General features: G+C 60.2%; 14 protein-coding genes and 1 pseudogene. 9 read left to right on the forward strand and 6 right to left on the reverse strand.

Going from position 1 to position 15,444, the window contains the following annotated elements:
• The first annotated feature begins 67 nt into the window (after positions 1-67).
• From AC3IUA_RS30120 to AC3IUA_RS30140, 5 genes are all read left to right on the forward strand, one after another.
• Positions 68-1,492 (forward strand): aspartate ammonia-lyase, encoded by a 1,425-nt coding sequence (locus tag AC3IUA_RS30120; protein WP_489358409.1) that lies wholly within the window; start codon positions 68-70, stop codon positions 1,490-1,492.
• 392 nt (positions 1,493-1,884) lie between these two features.
• Positions 1,885-2,889 carry an asparaginase gene (locus AC3IUA_RS30125; protein WP_489358410.1) on the forward strand — a complete coding sequence of 335 codons (1,005 nt, stop codon included), beginning with the start codon at positions 1,885-1,887 and terminating at the stop codon, positions 2,887-2,889.
• Between the two features lie 80 nt (positions 2,890-2,969).
• Entirely contained in the window at positions 2,970-3,962 is a 993-nt protein-coding gene (locus tag AC3IUA_RS30130; RefSeq protein WP_489358411.1) for an AraC family transcriptional regulator, read from the forward strand.
• 245 nt (positions 3,963-4,207) lie between these two features.
• Positions 4,208-5,254, forward strand: a complete 1,047-nt coding sequence (locus AC3IUA_RS30135) for a histone deacetylase family protein (RefSeq protein ID WP_489358412.1) — start codon at positions 4,208-4,210, stop codon at positions 5,252-5,254.
• Positions 5,251-6,351 (forward strand): polyamine ABC transporter substrate-binding protein, encoded by a 1,101-nt coding sequence (locus tag AC3IUA_RS30140; protein WP_489358413.1) that lies wholly within the window; start codon positions 5,251-5,253, stop codon positions 6,349-6,351. The genes AC3IUA_RS30135 and AC3IUA_RS30140 overlap by 4 nt, the downstream gene beginning before the upstream one ends.
• A gap of 76 nt (positions 6,352-6,427) precedes the next feature.
• On the opposite strand, the gene pdxR is transcribed toward AC3IUA_RS30140, so the two are convergent.
• Positions 6,428-7,975: a MocR-like pyridoxine biosynthesis transcription factor PdxR gene (gene pdxR, locus AC3IUA_RS30145; RefSeq protein ID WP_489358415.1), complete on the reverse strand. Its 1,548-nt coding sequence runs from the start codon at positions 7,973-7,975 to the stop codon at positions 6,428-6,430.
• A 91-nt stretch (positions 7,976-8,066) separates the two neighbouring features.
• Here pdxR and AC3IUA_RS30150 point away from each other — a divergent pair, with 91 nt between their 5' ends.
• From AC3IUA_RS30150 to AC3IUA_RS30160, 3 genes are read left to right on the forward strand one after another with little or no spacing between them, the layout of a single operon-like run.
• Positions 8,067-8,690, forward strand: coding sequence for an FMN-binding negative transcriptional regulator (locus tag AC3IUA_RS30150; RefSeq protein WP_489358416.1), 624 nt, complete (start codon positions 8,067-8,069; stop codon positions 8,688-8,690).
• A gap of 9 nt (positions 8,691-8,699) precedes the next feature.
• Complete coding sequence (locus AC3IUA_RS30155) at positions 8,700-9,149, forward strand: GNAT family N-acetyltransferase (protein WP_489358418.1); 450 nt, start codon at positions 8,700-8,702, stop codon at positions 9,147-9,149.
• A gap of 17 nt (positions 9,150-9,166) precedes the next feature.
• Positions 9,167-9,838: a GNAT family N-acetyltransferase gene (locus AC3IUA_RS30160; protein WP_489358419.1), complete on the forward strand. Its 672-nt coding sequence runs from the start codon at positions 9,167-9,169 to the stop codon at positions 9,836-9,838.
• A 241-nt stretch (positions 9,839-10,079) separates the two neighbouring features.
• Here the strand turns inward: AC3IUA_RS30160 and AC3IUA_RS30165 are convergent, their stop codons facing one another.
• From AC3IUA_RS30165 to AC3IUA_RS30180, 4 genes and pseudogenes are all read right to left on the reverse strand, one after another.
• On the reverse strand, positions 10,080-10,358 hold the full coding sequence (locus AC3IUA_RS30165; RefSeq protein ID WP_489358420.1) for a helix-turn-helix domain-containing protein: 279 nt from the start codon (positions 10,356-10,358) through the stop codon (positions 10,080-10,082).
• Positions 10,355-10,630 (reverse strand): annotated as a pseudogene (locus AC3IUA_RS30170) (type II toxin-antitoxin system HipA family toxin); the annotation flags it as partial. The gene AC3IUA_RS30165 and the pseudogene AC3IUA_RS30170, both read right to left, overlap by 4 nt.
• Positions 10,631-10,732: 102 nt before the next feature.
• Positions 10,733-12,538: a sodium-extruding oxaloacetate decarboxylase subunit alpha gene (gene oadA, locus AC3IUA_RS30175; protein ID WP_489358421.1), complete on the reverse strand. Its 1,806-nt coding sequence runs from the start codon at positions 12,536-12,538 to the stop codon at positions 10,733-10,735.
• Positions 12,539-12,549: 11 nt separating this feature from the next.
• Positions 12,550-13,965: an acetyl-CoA carboxylase biotin carboxylase subunit gene (locus AC3IUA_RS30180; RefSeq protein WP_489358422.1), complete on the reverse strand. Its 1,416-nt coding sequence runs from the start codon at positions 13,963-13,965 to the stop codon at positions 12,550-12,552.
• A 190-nt stretch (positions 13,966-14,155) separates the two neighbouring features.
• Between AC3IUA_RS30180 and AC3IUA_RS30185 the strand changes: the two genes are divergently transcribed.
• Complete coding sequence (locus AC3IUA_RS30185; protein WP_489358423.1) at positions 14,156-15,118, forward strand: LysR family transcriptional regulator; 963 nt, start codon at positions 14,156-14,158, stop codon at positions 15,116-15,118.
• On the opposite strand, the gene AC3IUA_RS30190 is transcribed toward AC3IUA_RS30185, so the two are convergent.
• Positions 15,060-15,272, reverse strand: coding sequence for a PA3496 family putative envelope integrity protein (locus AC3IUA_RS30190; RefSeq protein ID WP_489358424.1), 213 nt, complete (start codon positions 15,270-15,272; stop codon positions 15,060-15,062). The genes AC3IUA_RS30185 and AC3IUA_RS30190 overlap by 59 nt on opposite strands.
• Positions 15,273-15,444: the final 172 nt, after the last annotated feature.

Below are 15,444 nucleotides of genomic sequence, written 5' to 3' on the forward strand. Positions count from 1 at the left end.
TTGCCCGCAAGCCTAGCATTGCCAGTGTTCCGGCATAGCCCGGGTCCATATCGAGATGATTCCTATCATGTCCTCCGCTGCATCTTTCCGCACAGAAAAAGACCTGCTTGGCGTACTCGAAGTACCTGCTCAAGCGTATTACGGCATCCAGACCCTGCGAGCGGTGAACAACTTCCGTCTCTCCGGCGTTCCGATTTCGCATTACCCGAAGTTGGTTGTCGGCCTGGCAATGGTCAAACAGGCCGCCGCTGACGCCAACCGCGAGCTGGGTCACCTGAGCGAAGCCAAGCACGCAGCCATCAGCGAAGCCTGTGCACGTCTGATTCGCGGCGATTTCCACGAAGAGTTCGTGGTGGACATGATTCAGGGCGGCGCTGGCACTTCAACCAACATGAATGCCAACGAAGTCATCGCCAACATCGCGCTGGAGGCCATGGGCCACAGCAAGGGCGAGTACCAGTACCTGCACCCGAACAACGACGTGAACATGGCGCAGTCGACCAACGACGCTTACCCGACGGCCATCCGCCTGGGTCTGCTGCTGGGTCACGACGCGCTGCTTGCCAGTCTCGACAGCCTGATCCAGGCGTTCGCCGCCAAGGGCACCGAGTTCAGCCACGTCCTGAAGATGGGCCGTACCCAGCTGCAAGACGCCGTGCCGATGACACTGGGCCAAGAATTCCGCGCCTTCGCCACGACTTTGAGCGAAGACCTGGCACGCCTGAAAACCCTCGCCCCCGAGTTGCTGACCGAAGTGAACCTGGGCGGCACCGCGATCGGCACCGGCATCAACGCCGACCCGCGTTACCAGCACCTGGCTGTATCGCGTCTGGCAATCATCAGCGGTCAACCGCTGGTACCGGCCGCCGACCTGATCGAAGCCACGTCCGACATGGGCGCCTTCGTACTGTTCTCCGGCATGCTCAAGCGTACCGCGGTCAAGCTGTCGAAGATCTGCAACGACCTGCGCTTACTGTCTAGCGGTCCACGCACCGGCATCAACGAAATCAACCTGCCAGCGCGTCAGCCAGGCAGCTCGATCATGCCCGGCAAGGTCAACCCGGTCATCCCGGAAGCGGTCAACCAGGTAGCCTTCCAGATCATCGGCAACGACCTGGCGCTGACCATCGCGGCCGAAGGCGGCCAGCTGCAACTGAACGTGATGGAGCCTTTGATCGCCTTCAAGATCTTCGACTCGATCCGCCTGCTGCAACGTGCCATGGACATGCTGCGCGAACACTGCATCGTCGGCATCACCGCCAACGAAGAGCGCTGCCGCGAACTGGTCGAGCACTCGATCGGCCTGGTGACCGCGCTGAACCCGTACATCGGCTATGAAAACGCCACCCGCATCGCCCGCATCGCCCTTGAAAGCGGCCGCGGCGTGCTGGAACTGGTGCGCGAAGAAGGCTTGCTCGACGACGCCATGCTCGCCGACATCCTGCGCCCGGAAAACATGATTGCTCCGCGTCTGGTGCCTCTGAAGGCTTAACCGAACGCCGGCTCTTTTAACCAAGAGCCACGCTCACCAGGTCGAGGGACTAGACACCTCTCACCTTTTGAGGGCTTGGGGATCACTCTCCAGGCCCTTTTTTTTGGATTTTTCGGATACCACCGAACATGTTCAGCGTGTTCAATGCCGCCAAGATCGCAGCCTTCGGCAGCTCCTTGTATCTCGACTATCGCTCCGCCAGGAGCGATAGTCGAGATACAAGATACCGTCTTAACCCTCACCGGCCACGCAAGCCGAGGCCACACCTGCAGTCGCGAGCGCAGCGCAACGCTGATCGCCAAACCGGGCGCAATTCGTTGCGCCCGACGTGACACACCGCACGGTCAGCGTCATGCTCGACCCCACGGTGTACTCGTCCAGGAGATTCCCACATGAACCCCGAAACTTATCCCGCCGCGCAACGCGTCATGGTGCTCTACACCGGCGGTACCATCGGCATGCAAGCCAGTGCCCACGGCCTGGCCCCGGCGTCCGGTTTTGACGCGCGGATGCGCGACTACCTGCACAGCCAGCCAGAGCTGGTGGTACCGGACTGGCGCTTCCGCGAAATGGCTCCGCTGATCGACAGCGCCAACATGACCCCCGCTTACTGGCAGCGCCTGCGTGAAGCGGTCATCGACGCCGTCGACGTTCAGGGCTGCGACAGTGTGCTGATCCTCCACGGCACCGACACCCTCGCCTACAGCGCCGCGGCCATGAGCTTCCAGTTGCTCGGTTTGCATGCGCGCGTGGTGTTTACCGGCTCGATGCTGCCAGCCGGCGTTACCGACAGCGATGCCTGGGAAAACCTTGGCGGCGCGCTGGTTGCCTTGGGCCAGGGCATGGCGCCAGGCGTGCATTTGTACTTCCACGGCGAACTGCTGGAACCGAGCCGTTGCGCGAAAATCCGCAGCTTTGGGCGTCATCCGTTTGCCCGCCTGCAACGTCAGGGTGGCGGAGCCAAGGCGCCTTCGCTTCCGGCCGAGCTGAATTACCATCAAAGCAAGCAACTGGCAAAAGTCGGCGTACTGCCCCTGTTCCCCGGCATTGGTGCAGAGCAACTCGATGGTTTGTTGAATAGCGGCATCCAGGCGCTGGTGCTTGAATGCTTCGGCAGCGGCACCGGGCCAAGCGACAACCCCGAATTCCTCGCCAGCCTGCAACGGGCGCAGGACAGAGGCATCGTGGTCGTGGCGATCACTCAGTGCCATGAAGGCGGGGTGGCGCTGGACGTCTACGAAGCGGGTAGCCGTTTGCGTGGCGTTGGCGTGTTGTCGGGTGGCGGTATGACTCGCGAGGCGGCGTTCGGCAAGTTGCACGCGTTGCTGGGGGCGGGGCTTGAGACGGCTGAGGTTCGGCGGTTGGTTGAGTTGGATCTTTGTGGGGAGTTGAGCTGAGTCTTCGGCTTTAGATCCACCCCACAACCCAACGGCACACAACTTGCTCCCGATCCAGCACTCCCACGCTGGAACCGAGCATGCTCCACTCCCACCTCACCACACTCAATGCGGTCTCCCTGGTACTCAGCACCTTCAAGGATGAAGGTCTGTCCAGTGAAGCGTTGTTGGCCGGCAGCGGTATCAGCGCGGCGGATCTGAGCCGTGCCGACACGCGTATCACCACCCATCAGGAGATGCAGGTCTGCATCAATGCCGTCGCCTTAAAGCGCGAAATTGGCTTGGAACTGGGCAGGCGCATGCACGTTTCCTCCTACGGCATGCTCGGTTATGCCCTGCTCACCAGTGCCACCTTAGGTGACGCTTTGCGTCTTGCGTTGCGTTATCCGGCGCTGTTGGGAACACTTTTCGAGCTGAGCCTCGAGGAGGATGGCGAGCGCATCTGGCTCACGGCCAGCGACTATCGGGAAAACCCGGCGCTGACGGTGTTCAACATCGAGTTCTGCCTGGTCTCGATGAAAGTCATCTGCGACGACCTGCTGGGTCACCCCTTGCCATTGCTCGGTGCCCGCTTCGAGTACTCCGCGCCGGACTACCAGTCCCGCTACAGCGAGCGCTTCGACTGCCCCTTGCAGTTCAATGCCCCGGCCAATGCCTTCGCCTTCGACAAACACTGGCTCGACCAACCCTTGCCACTGGCCGACACGATTACCTATCAGGCCATTGCCGAGCGCTGCCGCAAGCAGAACACCGAGTTCACCGGGCGTCAGGCCTGGCTGGGGCGAATCCGCCAACTGCTTGCCGCACAACTCAACGCCGCACCCGGGCTTGAGGGTCTTGCCGAGCAACTGAACTGTTCGGCGCGCACCCTGCGGCGGCACCTCAAGAACCTGGGTTGCAGTTATCAGGAATTGCTCGACGAACTGCGTTTCGAGCGGGCCAAACAGATGCTTTGCGAGGATCAACTACCGATTTACCAGATCGCCGAAGCCCTGGGTTTCAGCGAAACCGCGAGCTTCCGCCATGCCTTCGTGCGCTGGAGTGGCGTGGCGCCGAGCCAGTTCCGGCCGTAGCAACTGCCGAAGGCTGCGTCCGCCTGCGCAGCAGGCGCAACACGGTGGATGCGTACTCTCTGAACTATCGCGTTTGAAGTGTTTACGTCCGCTACGCGGCCGGAGGCAGCCTTGCGCTTTTCAGGGGCGAATTTCGGACAAACAATTTGGCCATATCGATCCCCTTTTGGCCTTTCCTGCCGTTCTCCCAAACGCCCTGCGCCGCAAGACTGTAAGCAACCGAATCAGCCTGCGGAGAATAAGAAATGCTGACGATTTACTCTGACGACCACCACCTGCACCACGGCCGCTGCGAGTTGATGGATGGGCAATTGATGCCCTGCTTCGAGATGCCTTCACGGGCCGATCACGTTCTGCAGCGGGTTCAGGACCGCAGTCTGGGCCCAGTGCAAGCACCACAGGACTTTGGTCTCGAACCGGTTGCGCGCATCCACAGTCGTGATTATCTGGAGTTCTTCAAAGGCGCCTGGCAGCGCTGGACCGAGTTCGGTCGCGAGGGAGACTTGCTGCCCTACACCTGGCCGGCCCGCACCCTGCGCTCGGTCATGCCGAAAAGTCTCCATGGTCAGCTCGGCTATTACAGCTTTGACGGCGGCGCACCCATTACTGCCGGAACCTGGCAAGCGGCCTACAGCGCAGCGCAAGTCGCACTCACTGCTCAGGCCGTTATCCAACAGGGCGCCCGCAGTGCCTTCGCCCTGTGCCGACCACCAGGACATCATGCCGCCAGCGATTTGATGGGTGGCTATTGCTACCTGAACAACGCCGCCATCGCCGCCCAGGCATTCCTCGATCAAGGCCATAAAAAGGTTGCGATTCTCGACGTCGACTATCACCACGGTAACGGCACTCAATCGATTTTCTACGGGCGTAGCGACGTGCTGTTCGCCTCGATCCACGGCCATCCGGAAGCCGAGTTTCCATTCTTCCTCGGTTACGAGGACGAGCATGGCGAAGGCGCTGGCGAAGGTTTCAACTTCAACTACCCTCTGGCCGCAGGCTCAGGCTGGGACGCCTGGAGCGCGGCACTGGAACTGGCCTGTGAAGAGATCGAACGCTACGGCGCCGATGTCGTGGTGGTTTCCCTGGGCGTCGACACCTTCAAGGACGACCCGATCTCTCAGTTCAAACTCGACAGCCCGGATTACCTGAGCATGGGCGAACGCATCGCACGTCTGGGCAAGCCGACACTGTTCGTGATGGAAGGCGGTTACGCGGTCGAAGAAATCGGCATCAACGCGGTGAACGTTCTCGAAGGTTTCCAGAGCGCCAATGAGGAATCAGCACAATGAACAGTCTCAAGGGATGTATCGCTTCAGCCTTGTGCGCCACGCTGCTCAGCGGCGCTGCCCAGGCGCAAGAGCGCACGTTGCGGGTCTACAACTGGTTCGACTACATCACCCCCAAAGCCCTGGAGGATTTCAAGTCCGAGAACACCCAGGTGAAACTGGTCTACGACATCTTCGATACCAACGAAGCCCTTGAGGCCAAGCTGCTCACCGGCAACTCGGGCTATGACGTCGTTGTGCCGTCCAACGTGTTCCTCGCCAAGCAGATCGAAGCCGGCGTGTTCCAGCCGCTGGACCGCAGCAAGCTGCCGAACTGGAACCACCTCGATCCCAAGCTGATGAAGCTGATCGAAGCCAACGACCCTGGCAACAAACACGCCGTGCCCTATATGTACGGCACCATCCTGATCGGCTTCAACCCGGACAAGGTCAAGGCCGCGCTGGGCGAAAACGCGCCGGTGGACAGCTGGGAGCTGATTTTCAAGGAAGAGAACATCAGCAAGCTCAAACAGTGTGGCGTCGCCCTGCTCGACTCGCCGTCGGAGATCCTGCCGCTGGCTCTGCAACACCTCGGCCTTGACCCCAACAGCAGCAAACCTGCGGACTACGCCAAGGCTGAAGCGCTGCTGTTGAAGATCCGCCCGTACATCACCTACTTCCACTCCTCAAAGTACATGGCCGATATCGCCAACGGTGACATCTGCGTCGCGGTCGGTTATTCCGGCAGCTTCTCCCAGGCCGCCAACCGCGCCAAGGAAGCCAGGAACGGCGTGATCGTCGATATGCGCCTGCCCAAGGAAGGCGCGCCGATCTGGTTCGACATGCTGGCGATCCCCAAAGGCGCCAAGGACCCCGAGGACGCCTACACCTTTATCAACTACCTGTTGCAACCGAAAGTAATCGCGCCGATCAGCGACTTCGTCGGCTACCCGAACCCGAACAAAGACGCCACCGAAATGGTCGACCCGGCGATCCGCAACAACCCCAACCTGTATCCGACCGAAGCGGCGATGAGCACGCTCTATACGCTGCAGCCGTTGCCGCGCGATGCCGAGCGGGCACGGACACGGGCCTGGACCAAGATCAAGTCCGGGACGTGATATGCATGATTGACGAGTTACATCTGTGGTCCAGTGCCCACTGAACAAAACCAGGGCCCGCCATTGTGCGGGTCTTTCACTTCCATACACCCCGCAACCTCATCAACGCCGCTTCAATCGCCACCTCCGGTACCGCGGCAAACCCGAGCACCAATCCCGCTCGCTGGTTTTGCGGGGTACTGGAGTCCGGCAACCAGTAACTGCTCAACCCGTTAACCTCCACATCGACACTCGCGGCTTGTTCGACCAGTTCGCGTTCACGGGCCAGGCTGTCTACCCGTACCGTCAGGTGCAGGCCGGCCGCCACACTCGGCAAACTGCCGACTCCAGGGATATTCTCCGGCCAACCGGCCATCAAGGTATTGCGCCGGCTCAGCGCCGCCCGACGCATGCGGCGGATATGCCGCTGAAAATGCCCGGCCGCGATAAACTCGGCCATCACCGCCTGAGTGCTGACCTCCGAGTGTCGCACATCCACCGCACGGCGCCGGGAGAAGGCCTCGACCAGCCCGATTGGCAATACCAGGTAACCGAGTCTCAGCGCGGGGAATGCAACCTTGCCGAACGTCCCGACATACAGCACTCGCCCCTGCCGATCCAGCGCCGCCAAGGGTGCCAGCGGTGCGCCGCTGTAACGGTATTCGCCGTCATAGTCGTCCTCGACGATCCAGCCTTGGCTGCGCTCGGCCCAGGCCAGCAATTCCAGGCGCCGCGCCAGGCTCATGATCACCCCGGTCGGGTACTGATGAGACGGCGTGACATAGGCCAGTCGGCAATCACTGAAGGTCGCCAGTTCAGCGCAGTCCATGCCCTCGCTGTCCACCGTCACGCCGCGCAACTTCGCCCCCGCCACGGCAAAGGCATGTCCGGCGGCGCGATAGCCGGGGTTCTCCACAGCCACCCCATCACCGGGCTCCACCAGCAGCTGTGCACAAAGGCTGATTCCCTGTTGCGCGCCACTGGTGATCACTATTTGTTCAGCGCTGCACTGCATGCCCCGCGAACTGCGCAAATAGGCCGCGATCAAACCACGCAACCGCTCGTCGCCCTCAGGTGCGCCATAACACAGCTGCTGTAAATCCGGCTTGCGCCAGAAAGCCGCATTCAGCTTGGCCCAAACCTCAAACGGGAACAGATCAAAGGCCGGTACTCCAACCCGAAAAGCCCTTGGTGGACCAGTCGGTGGCTTGGGCAAATGATGCTTCTCGACCCGATCGAGTGCACCGCTGTGGATAACTTTACTGGATGTAATTACAGGTAAATCAAGTTGTTTTGTGGATAACCCTGTGGGTAAGCCTGTTGAAAAGCCTGTGGATACTTTTGTGGATAGTTTTTTCGGCGCCAGAGTATTTTCCGGCAATTGCGCCACATAAGTGCCGTCTCCCACCCGCCCCTCGATAAACCCTTCGGCATACAGCTGATCGTAGGCTCGAACTACGCTGTTACGAGAAATCGACAACGCCGCAGCCAAATCCCGGCTGGCCGGCAAACGCGTGCCGCCGGCCAGACGCCCATCGAGTACCCGCACCCGTAGCGCTTGATACAGCTGACGGCTCAAGCCCTGACGACGATCCAGCTCAATCCCGGCAGGGTTGAACGACAAGGACAGCGGTGAGTTGCTCATCACAATGGCCCTATGAAATTGGCTATTAATGGCTCTTACAACAGACCAATAGCCTGCCTAGGATGCAGGCATTCGCCAAGGAAAATTTCCCATGTACACACCCAGCGCTTTTGCCGACCAAGACCTGCCACACCTTCACCAGCAGATCCTCAGCACTCGTCTGGCGACGCTGGTCACCTATGGCGAGCAAGGCTTGCAGGCCAGCCACCTGCCGTTGCTGCTGAACCCCGGTCAAGGACCCAATGGCACCCTCTACGGACATCTGGCCAAGGCCAATCCACAGTGGCGGGAGCTGGAGACCGGGGCCCAAGCGCTGGTGATCTTTGCCGGTGCCGACGCCTATGTCAGCCCGTCGTTCTATCCGAGCAAAGCCGAGCATGGCAAAGTCGTACCCACCTGGAACTACCTCGCCGTGCATGCCTATGGCAGCGCCGAAGTGTTCAGCGATGCACAGCGTTTGCGCGACCTGGTCAGCGCCCTGACCGATCGCCACGAAGCCGGCCGCGCCCAACCGTGGAAAGTTGCCGACGCACCTGCCCACTACATCGACGGTATGCTCAAGGCTATCGTCGGCTTCGCCCTGCCAATCCAGCGCCTGGAAGGCAAACGCAAGCTCAGCCAGAACCGCAGTACCGCAGACATCGCCGGTGTTCGTGAAGGGCTGGCAGCCAGCCCCGACATCCACGACCAGGCCCTCGCCCACTTGATGCGTTAAGGAATGACCATGAGTCAGATTGAGATCCGCCGAGTCACCGCCGACGACCACGTCGCCTGGCTGCCGTTGTGGCAAGCCTACCTGCGGTTTTACAACACCGAACTGGCCGACGCTGTCACCCAAAGCACCTGGCAGCGTTTTCTCGACCCGAGCGAGCCGACCCACGCGGCCCTCGCCTGGGACGGTGAAAAAGCCGTGGGCATGGTGCATTTCATCTACCACCGCTCCAACTGGAGCATCGAGAATTCCTGCTACCTGCAAGACCTGTTGGTAGTCCCCGAAACACGCGGCACCGGCGTCGGTCGGCAGCTGATCGAGTTTGTCTACGACACCGCCCGCAAAGACGGCTGCGCCAAGGTTCATTGGCTGACCCACGAAACCAACGCCACGGCCATCCAGCTCTACGAGCGCATCGCCGAACGCCCTGGTTTCATCCAGTTTCGCAAAGGCCTTCTTTAAGGTTCAAGGAGAACAGCATGTCGACCTCACTCGCCGACTGGAAAGGCGTCCCGGCGCCCTCGGTCAAACTCATCGAAGGGCGTTTCATACGCCTGGAAAAACTCGACCCGGCACGCCACGGCGATGGCCTGTGGCAAGCCCTTGAAGGGCCCGATGCCGACCCGAAACTCTGGGACTATCTGCCTTATGGGCCGTTCACCGAGCGCAATGCGTTCAATGACTGGCTGAACAACCACGCAGCCAATAGCGACCCGTACTTCTTCAGCGTCATCGACCGTGCCAGCGGCGAGGTTCAGGGCCTTCTCAGCCTGATGTCGATCGTGCCAGCCCAAGGCCGGATCGAAATCGGCCACGTCACCTTCGGCGCGCCGATGCAACGCTCGCCGAAAAGTACCGAGGCGGTTTACCTGCTGGCCAAAGAGTCTTTTGCCTTGGGCTACCGTCGCCTGGAGTGGAAATGCAACAACGACAACGCCCGCTCCAAATACGCGGCTGAGCGCCTGGGCTTCAGCTTTGAAGGCGTGTTCCGCCAGCACATGGTGGTCAAGGGTCAGAACCGTGACACGGCGTGGTACTCGATTCTGGATTCGGAGTGGCCGGCAATTGGCGCGGGGTTTGAAGAGTGGTTGAGCGAGGAAAATCAAACGGGGTCTGGCCAGGTGAAGACATTGGTTGAGTGTCGGGGATAAACCATCGGTTCATCGGCGCCTGGCAGGCCGCCTTCGCAGGCAAGCCCCAAAGCCGGTCAGTTAATCGCACCTGTGGCGAGGGAGCCTGCTCCCGCTCGGCTGCGCAGCAGTCGTAAATCCAGCAAATGCATTCTCCCTGTCACAATGCGGTGCCCGGCTTTTAGGGCCGCTGCTTACCAGCGGGAGCAAGCTCCCTCGCCACAATTGATCGCCAGTCTCCGGATGTTGATCGCTCCCACGCTCAACTAATGTTCCTGCGAATCCTCACCACCCCCATCTGCAACCCGAACGGTCGAAACACCGCGTTCAGCGACTTGAGGGTCTGATTCCCTTCCCCATGCTCGATATGCACCAGGGTTCGCACCGAGATTTTGCACATCTTGGCGAACTGGCTTTGATGCAGGCCGGTGACCTCCACCCGCAACCGGCGGACGGCTTCGCCGATTTCCAGAGTACCGTGGGCGAGCCCCTCTTGAATGCTTTCAATCAGCTGAGCGCGAACATCAATGGAAAGCGTCATTTCAGCCCCCAGTTTTTCAAGCGCTGCTCAAGGTTTTTCAAAGCGATACTCGGGTGGTTCAGGGTGACGTCGGGTAAGCCGCTGGCGACCAGAATGTCCGGCAACGCCAGTAAAGGGTCGGCGTCTTGTCGAAGACGCTCGAATGCGTCCGCTGGATTGATAATCCCCACCAACGCACCACACACACCACGCCAATCAATCTCCTCCGCCACCTCCAACTCTTTAGGCCATTTTGTGGTACGCGTAACACCCTCTTCGTCCATCACCATCGGCGTTCTTGTTTCTGTGTTTCCCGGGATTCCGTGAAGAACCAAAAAAAAAAGGGGAGCACATGCCCCCCCGAGGTTTAAAGCGTTTCAGTCAAAGGCTGTAGATCAGCCCTCGATCTCGATCAGGACTTCACCCGGGTTGACCCGGTCGCCTTTGGCCACGTGGATGGCGGTAACTTTGCCGGCGATGGCCGATTGAACTTCGGTTTCCATCTTCATCGCTTCGGTGATCAGCACAGCCTGGCCGGCTTTCACGATGTCGCCTTCCTTGACCAGCACATCGACGATGTTGCCCGGCATGTTGGTGCTGACGTGGCCTGGAGCAGTAGCTTGCTTGCGCTTGCTGCTACCGCCGCTGACGAATTCGTTGAGCGGCTCGAACACCACTTCTTCCGGCATGCCATCAATGGACAGGTAGAAGTGACGCTTGCCTTCGGCCTTGACGCCGACACCGGTGATGTCGACGCGGTAGGTTTCGCCGTGGACGTCGATAACAAATTCGGTCGGTACGCCTTCGCCACCGGCCGAGGTCACACCACCCGCTTCCGGAATCGGCAGCAGCACTTCTGGAGTCAAGGTGCCGGCTTCACGCTCTTCGAGGAATTTACGGCCGATGTCCGGGAACATGGCGTAAGTCAGCACGTCCTCTTCAGACTTGGCCAGCGCACCGATATCGCTACGCAGCTTGGTCATTTCCGGTTTGAGCAAGTCGGCCGGACGCACGTCGATCACGTCTTCGCTGCCGATGGCCTGGCGACGCAGGTTCTCGTCAACCTGGCCCGGCGCCTTGCCATAGCCGCCTTGCAGGTACAGCTTCACTTCGTTGGTGATGGTCTTGTAACGCTCGCCGGCGAGCACGTTGAAGAACGCCTGGGTGCCGACGATCTGCGAGGTCGGGGTGACCAGCGGCGGGTAGCCGAGGTCTTTACGGACCCGCGGGATCTCCGCCAGCACTTCGGCCATGCGATTCAGCGCGCCCTGCTCCTTCAACTGGTTGGCCAGGTTGGAAATCATCCCGCCCGGCACCTGGTTGACTTGTACACGGGTGTCGACCGCGGTGAATTCGCTTTCGAACTGGTGATACTTCTTACGCACTGCGTAGAAGTACAGGCCGATTTCCTGCAACAGCTCCAGGCTCAGTCCGGTATCGAATTCGCTGCCTTTAAGCGCGGCGACCATCGACTCGGTACCCGGGTGGCTGGTGCCCCAGGCGAAGCTGGAGATCGTGGTGTCGATATGGTCGGCACCGTTCTCGATGGCCTTGAGTTGGCACATGGATGCCAGGCCAGCCGTGTCATGGGAGTGGATGAACACTGGCAGCGACTGCTCGCTTTTCAGTGCCTTGACCAGCTCGCCAGTGGCGTACGGGGTCAGCAGGCCGGCCATGTCCTTGATCGCAACGGAGTCGCAACCCATGGCTTCCATCTGCTTGGCCTGGGCCACAAACGCCTCGATGGTATGCACCGGGCTAGTGGTGTAGGCGATGGTGCCCTGTGCGTGCTTGCCGGCAGCTTTCACCGCTTCAATGGCCACACGCAGGTTACGTACGTCGTTCATCGCGTCGAAGATGCGGAACACGTCGATACCATTGACCGCCGCCTTGGCGACGAAGGCCCGGACCACGTCATCGCTGTAGTGGCGATAACCCAGCAGGTTCTGCCCGCGCAGGAGCATTTGCAGACGGGTGTTAGGCAAAGCGGCGCGCAGTTTGCGCAGACGCTCCCACGGATCTTCCTTGAGGAAACGCACGCAGGCGTCGAAGGTCGCGCCGCCCCAGACTTCCAGCGACCAGTAGCCGACTTTGTCGAGCTTGTCGCAGATCGGCAGCATGTCGTCGGTGCGCATGCGGGTCGCCAGCAGCGATTGGTGGGCGTCACGCAGGATGGTGTCAGTTACATGGATCTTGGACATTGTTGTATTCCTCACAGGCCTGCGTGGGCGGCAATGGCGGCGGCGATGGCCAGAGCCAGCTCTTCGGGTTTGCGCTTGATCGAGTAATTGGTCAGTTCCGGATGGCTTTCAACGAAACTGGTGTTGAACTGACCACTACGGAATTCCGGGTTACGCAGAATTTCCTGGTAATAGGCGGCAGTGGTCTTGACCCCTTGCAGACGCATGTCGTCCAGGGCGCGCAAGCCACGGTCCATCGCTTCTTCCCAGGTCAACGCCCACACCACCAGTTTCAGGCACATCGAATCGTAGTACGGCGGAATGGTGTAACCGGTGTAGATCGCCGTGTCGGTACGAACGCCGGGGCCGCCGGGTGCGTAGTAACGGGTGATCTTGCCGAAGCTCGGCAGGAAGTTGTTTTTCGGGTCTTCGGCGTTGATCCGGAATTGCAGCGCGAAACCGCGATGCTGGATATCTTCCTGCTTGACCGAAAGCGGCAGACCGGAGGCGATGCGGATCTGCTCGCGAACGATGTCGATGCCGGTGATTTCTTCGGTGATGGTGTGCTCCACCTGCACCCGGGTGTTCATCTCCATGAAGTACACCTCGCCCTCGGCGAGCAGGAACTCCACAGTACCGGCGTTCTCGTAACCCACGGCCTTGGCTGCGCGCACCGACAGGTCACCGATATAAGCGCGCTGTTCGGGGGTCAGTTGCGGGCTTGGAGCAATTTCGATGAGCTTCTGGTTGCGGCGCTGGATCGAGCAATCACGCTCGAACAAGTGCACGACGTTGCCAAAGCTGTCGCCGAGGATCTGCGCTTCGATATGCTTGGGATCGACGATGCATTTTTCCAGGAACACTTCCGCCGAGCCAAAGGCCTTGGTCGCTTCGGAGATCACCCTTGGGAAAGCTTGTTCCAGCTCTTCGCGGCTGTTGCAGCGGCGAATACCGCGGCCGCCACCACCGGAAGTGGCCTTGAGCATCACCGGGTAACCGATGCGCTCGCCTTCGACCAAGGCTTCGGCGATGTCCGCGACGTTGCCTTCGGTGCCCGGAGTCACCGGCACACCGGCCTTGATCATGCTGCGGCGGGCTTCGGTCTTGTCGCCCATGCGGCGAATCACTTCAGCCGATGGACCAATGAATTTGATTCCGCGTTCGAGGCAGATATCTGCCAGCTCGGCGTTCTCCGAGAGGAAGCCGTAGCCGGGATGTAGTGCATCACAACCGGTTTCCACTGCGAGGTTCACCAGCTTGCGCGGGTTCAGGTAGCCGGCCAGAGGTTCGGCACCGATACTGTGGGCTTCATCCGCGCGCTTCACATGCAGGGCATGGCGATCGGCGTCGGAATAGATCGCGACTGAGCGAATGCCCATCTCGGCGCAGGCACGCACGATTCGTACGGCGATTTCCCCACGGTTGGCGATCAGGATCTTTTTTATCACTTGGAATTTCCCTTGAGCCGATTGCACCAACGACCCGCTAGGCCGAGTCGACGAGTGACCAAATGTTTCAAGTCAGTCGCGGCCCCACACTAGCCCTCTCAAGGAATTAACAAAAATCAATAATAATTGGGTCGCTCATAAGTAAAGACTTATAGTTGACTGATCAGCTTGCAGTGAGGGTCCTCATAAAATGCGTAAGTCATTGATGCGTATGACATTGCGTCAGCTTCAGATTTTCAATGAGGTGTGCGATTTACGGTCCTACAGCCGCGCGGCCGAGGAAATGTCTCTCACGCAGCCGGCCGTCAGCCTGCAAATTCGTCAGCTGGAAGAGCTGATTGGTCAGCCATTGTTCGATTATGTCGGCAAAAAACTCTACATGACTGAGGCCGCGGAAGCCTTGCAACGGGCCAGTCGGGACATTTTCGGGCGCCTGGAAAACCTCGACATGCAGCTGTCGGACATGCAGGGTTCGCTGCAGGGGCAACTGAAGCTGGCAGTCGAATCCAGCGCCAAGTACTTCGTACCGCACTTGTTCGCCGCCTTCAAGCGACAGCACCCGGAGGTCAATCTGCAACTGATAGTGATCAACCGGGCGCAGGCCATTCGGCGCCTGTCGGACAACCGCGACGATCTGGTGATCATGTCCATGGTCCCCCAGGAAATGGGCCTGGAGTTCCTGCCGTTCCTCAACAACCCGATCATCGCCGTGGCACCGCCCGACCATCCGCTGTGCCATATGGGGCCGTTGCGCTTGCAGGATCTCGAGCCTTATACGCTGCTGTTGCGCGAGCAAGGCTCGGGCACGCGACTGGCGTGCGAGGAATACTTCAAGGAGAAGCGCGTGCACTTCACGCAAACCCTGGAAGTGGCTTCGGCGGAGGCCCAGCGCGAGTGCGTGGTGGCGGGTCTGGGCGTAGCGCTATTGACGCGCCACGCCCTGAACCTGGAATTGGCCACCGGCACGCTCAAGGAGCTGCCGGTGGAAGAGCTGCCGCTGTACCGTAGCTGGTGCGTGGTGCAGGCCAAAGCCAAGCGTCTGTCACCGGTGGCACATGCGTTCCTCGGGTTTATCCGTAGCGAACGGATACAGATCAGCGGGCTGGTTGAGCGTTTCGACGGGAAGCTGCCGGTGCCGCCTGCCAGTAATTGAGTTCCATCGAATCGGACAAGTCGCCAATCTCGGCGAGCAATTGACGCTGCTCACAACGGTGCTCGATCGCGCGGCGAAATTCCATGCGGCGCTGATCTTCTTGCTGGCGGCGGGTTTTGACGGCGCTAGTGCGTGGATCGTAGGACTGGGCCATTTCGAGTCTCCCAAGACGATTACGGGAGTTACACGATGGACGTCGGGGATGACGGTTTGGCGGCGCGGGGGTTACAGGGATGTGAAAGTTGCCATATGACGAGAGTCTTGAAGGGTATGCCCGATTGCTAAAAGATCGTCCGAACGCGGCCCGAGCCTTCGGCAGCTCCTAC

The organism is Pseudomonas sp. KH_050 (assembly GCF_057838875.1).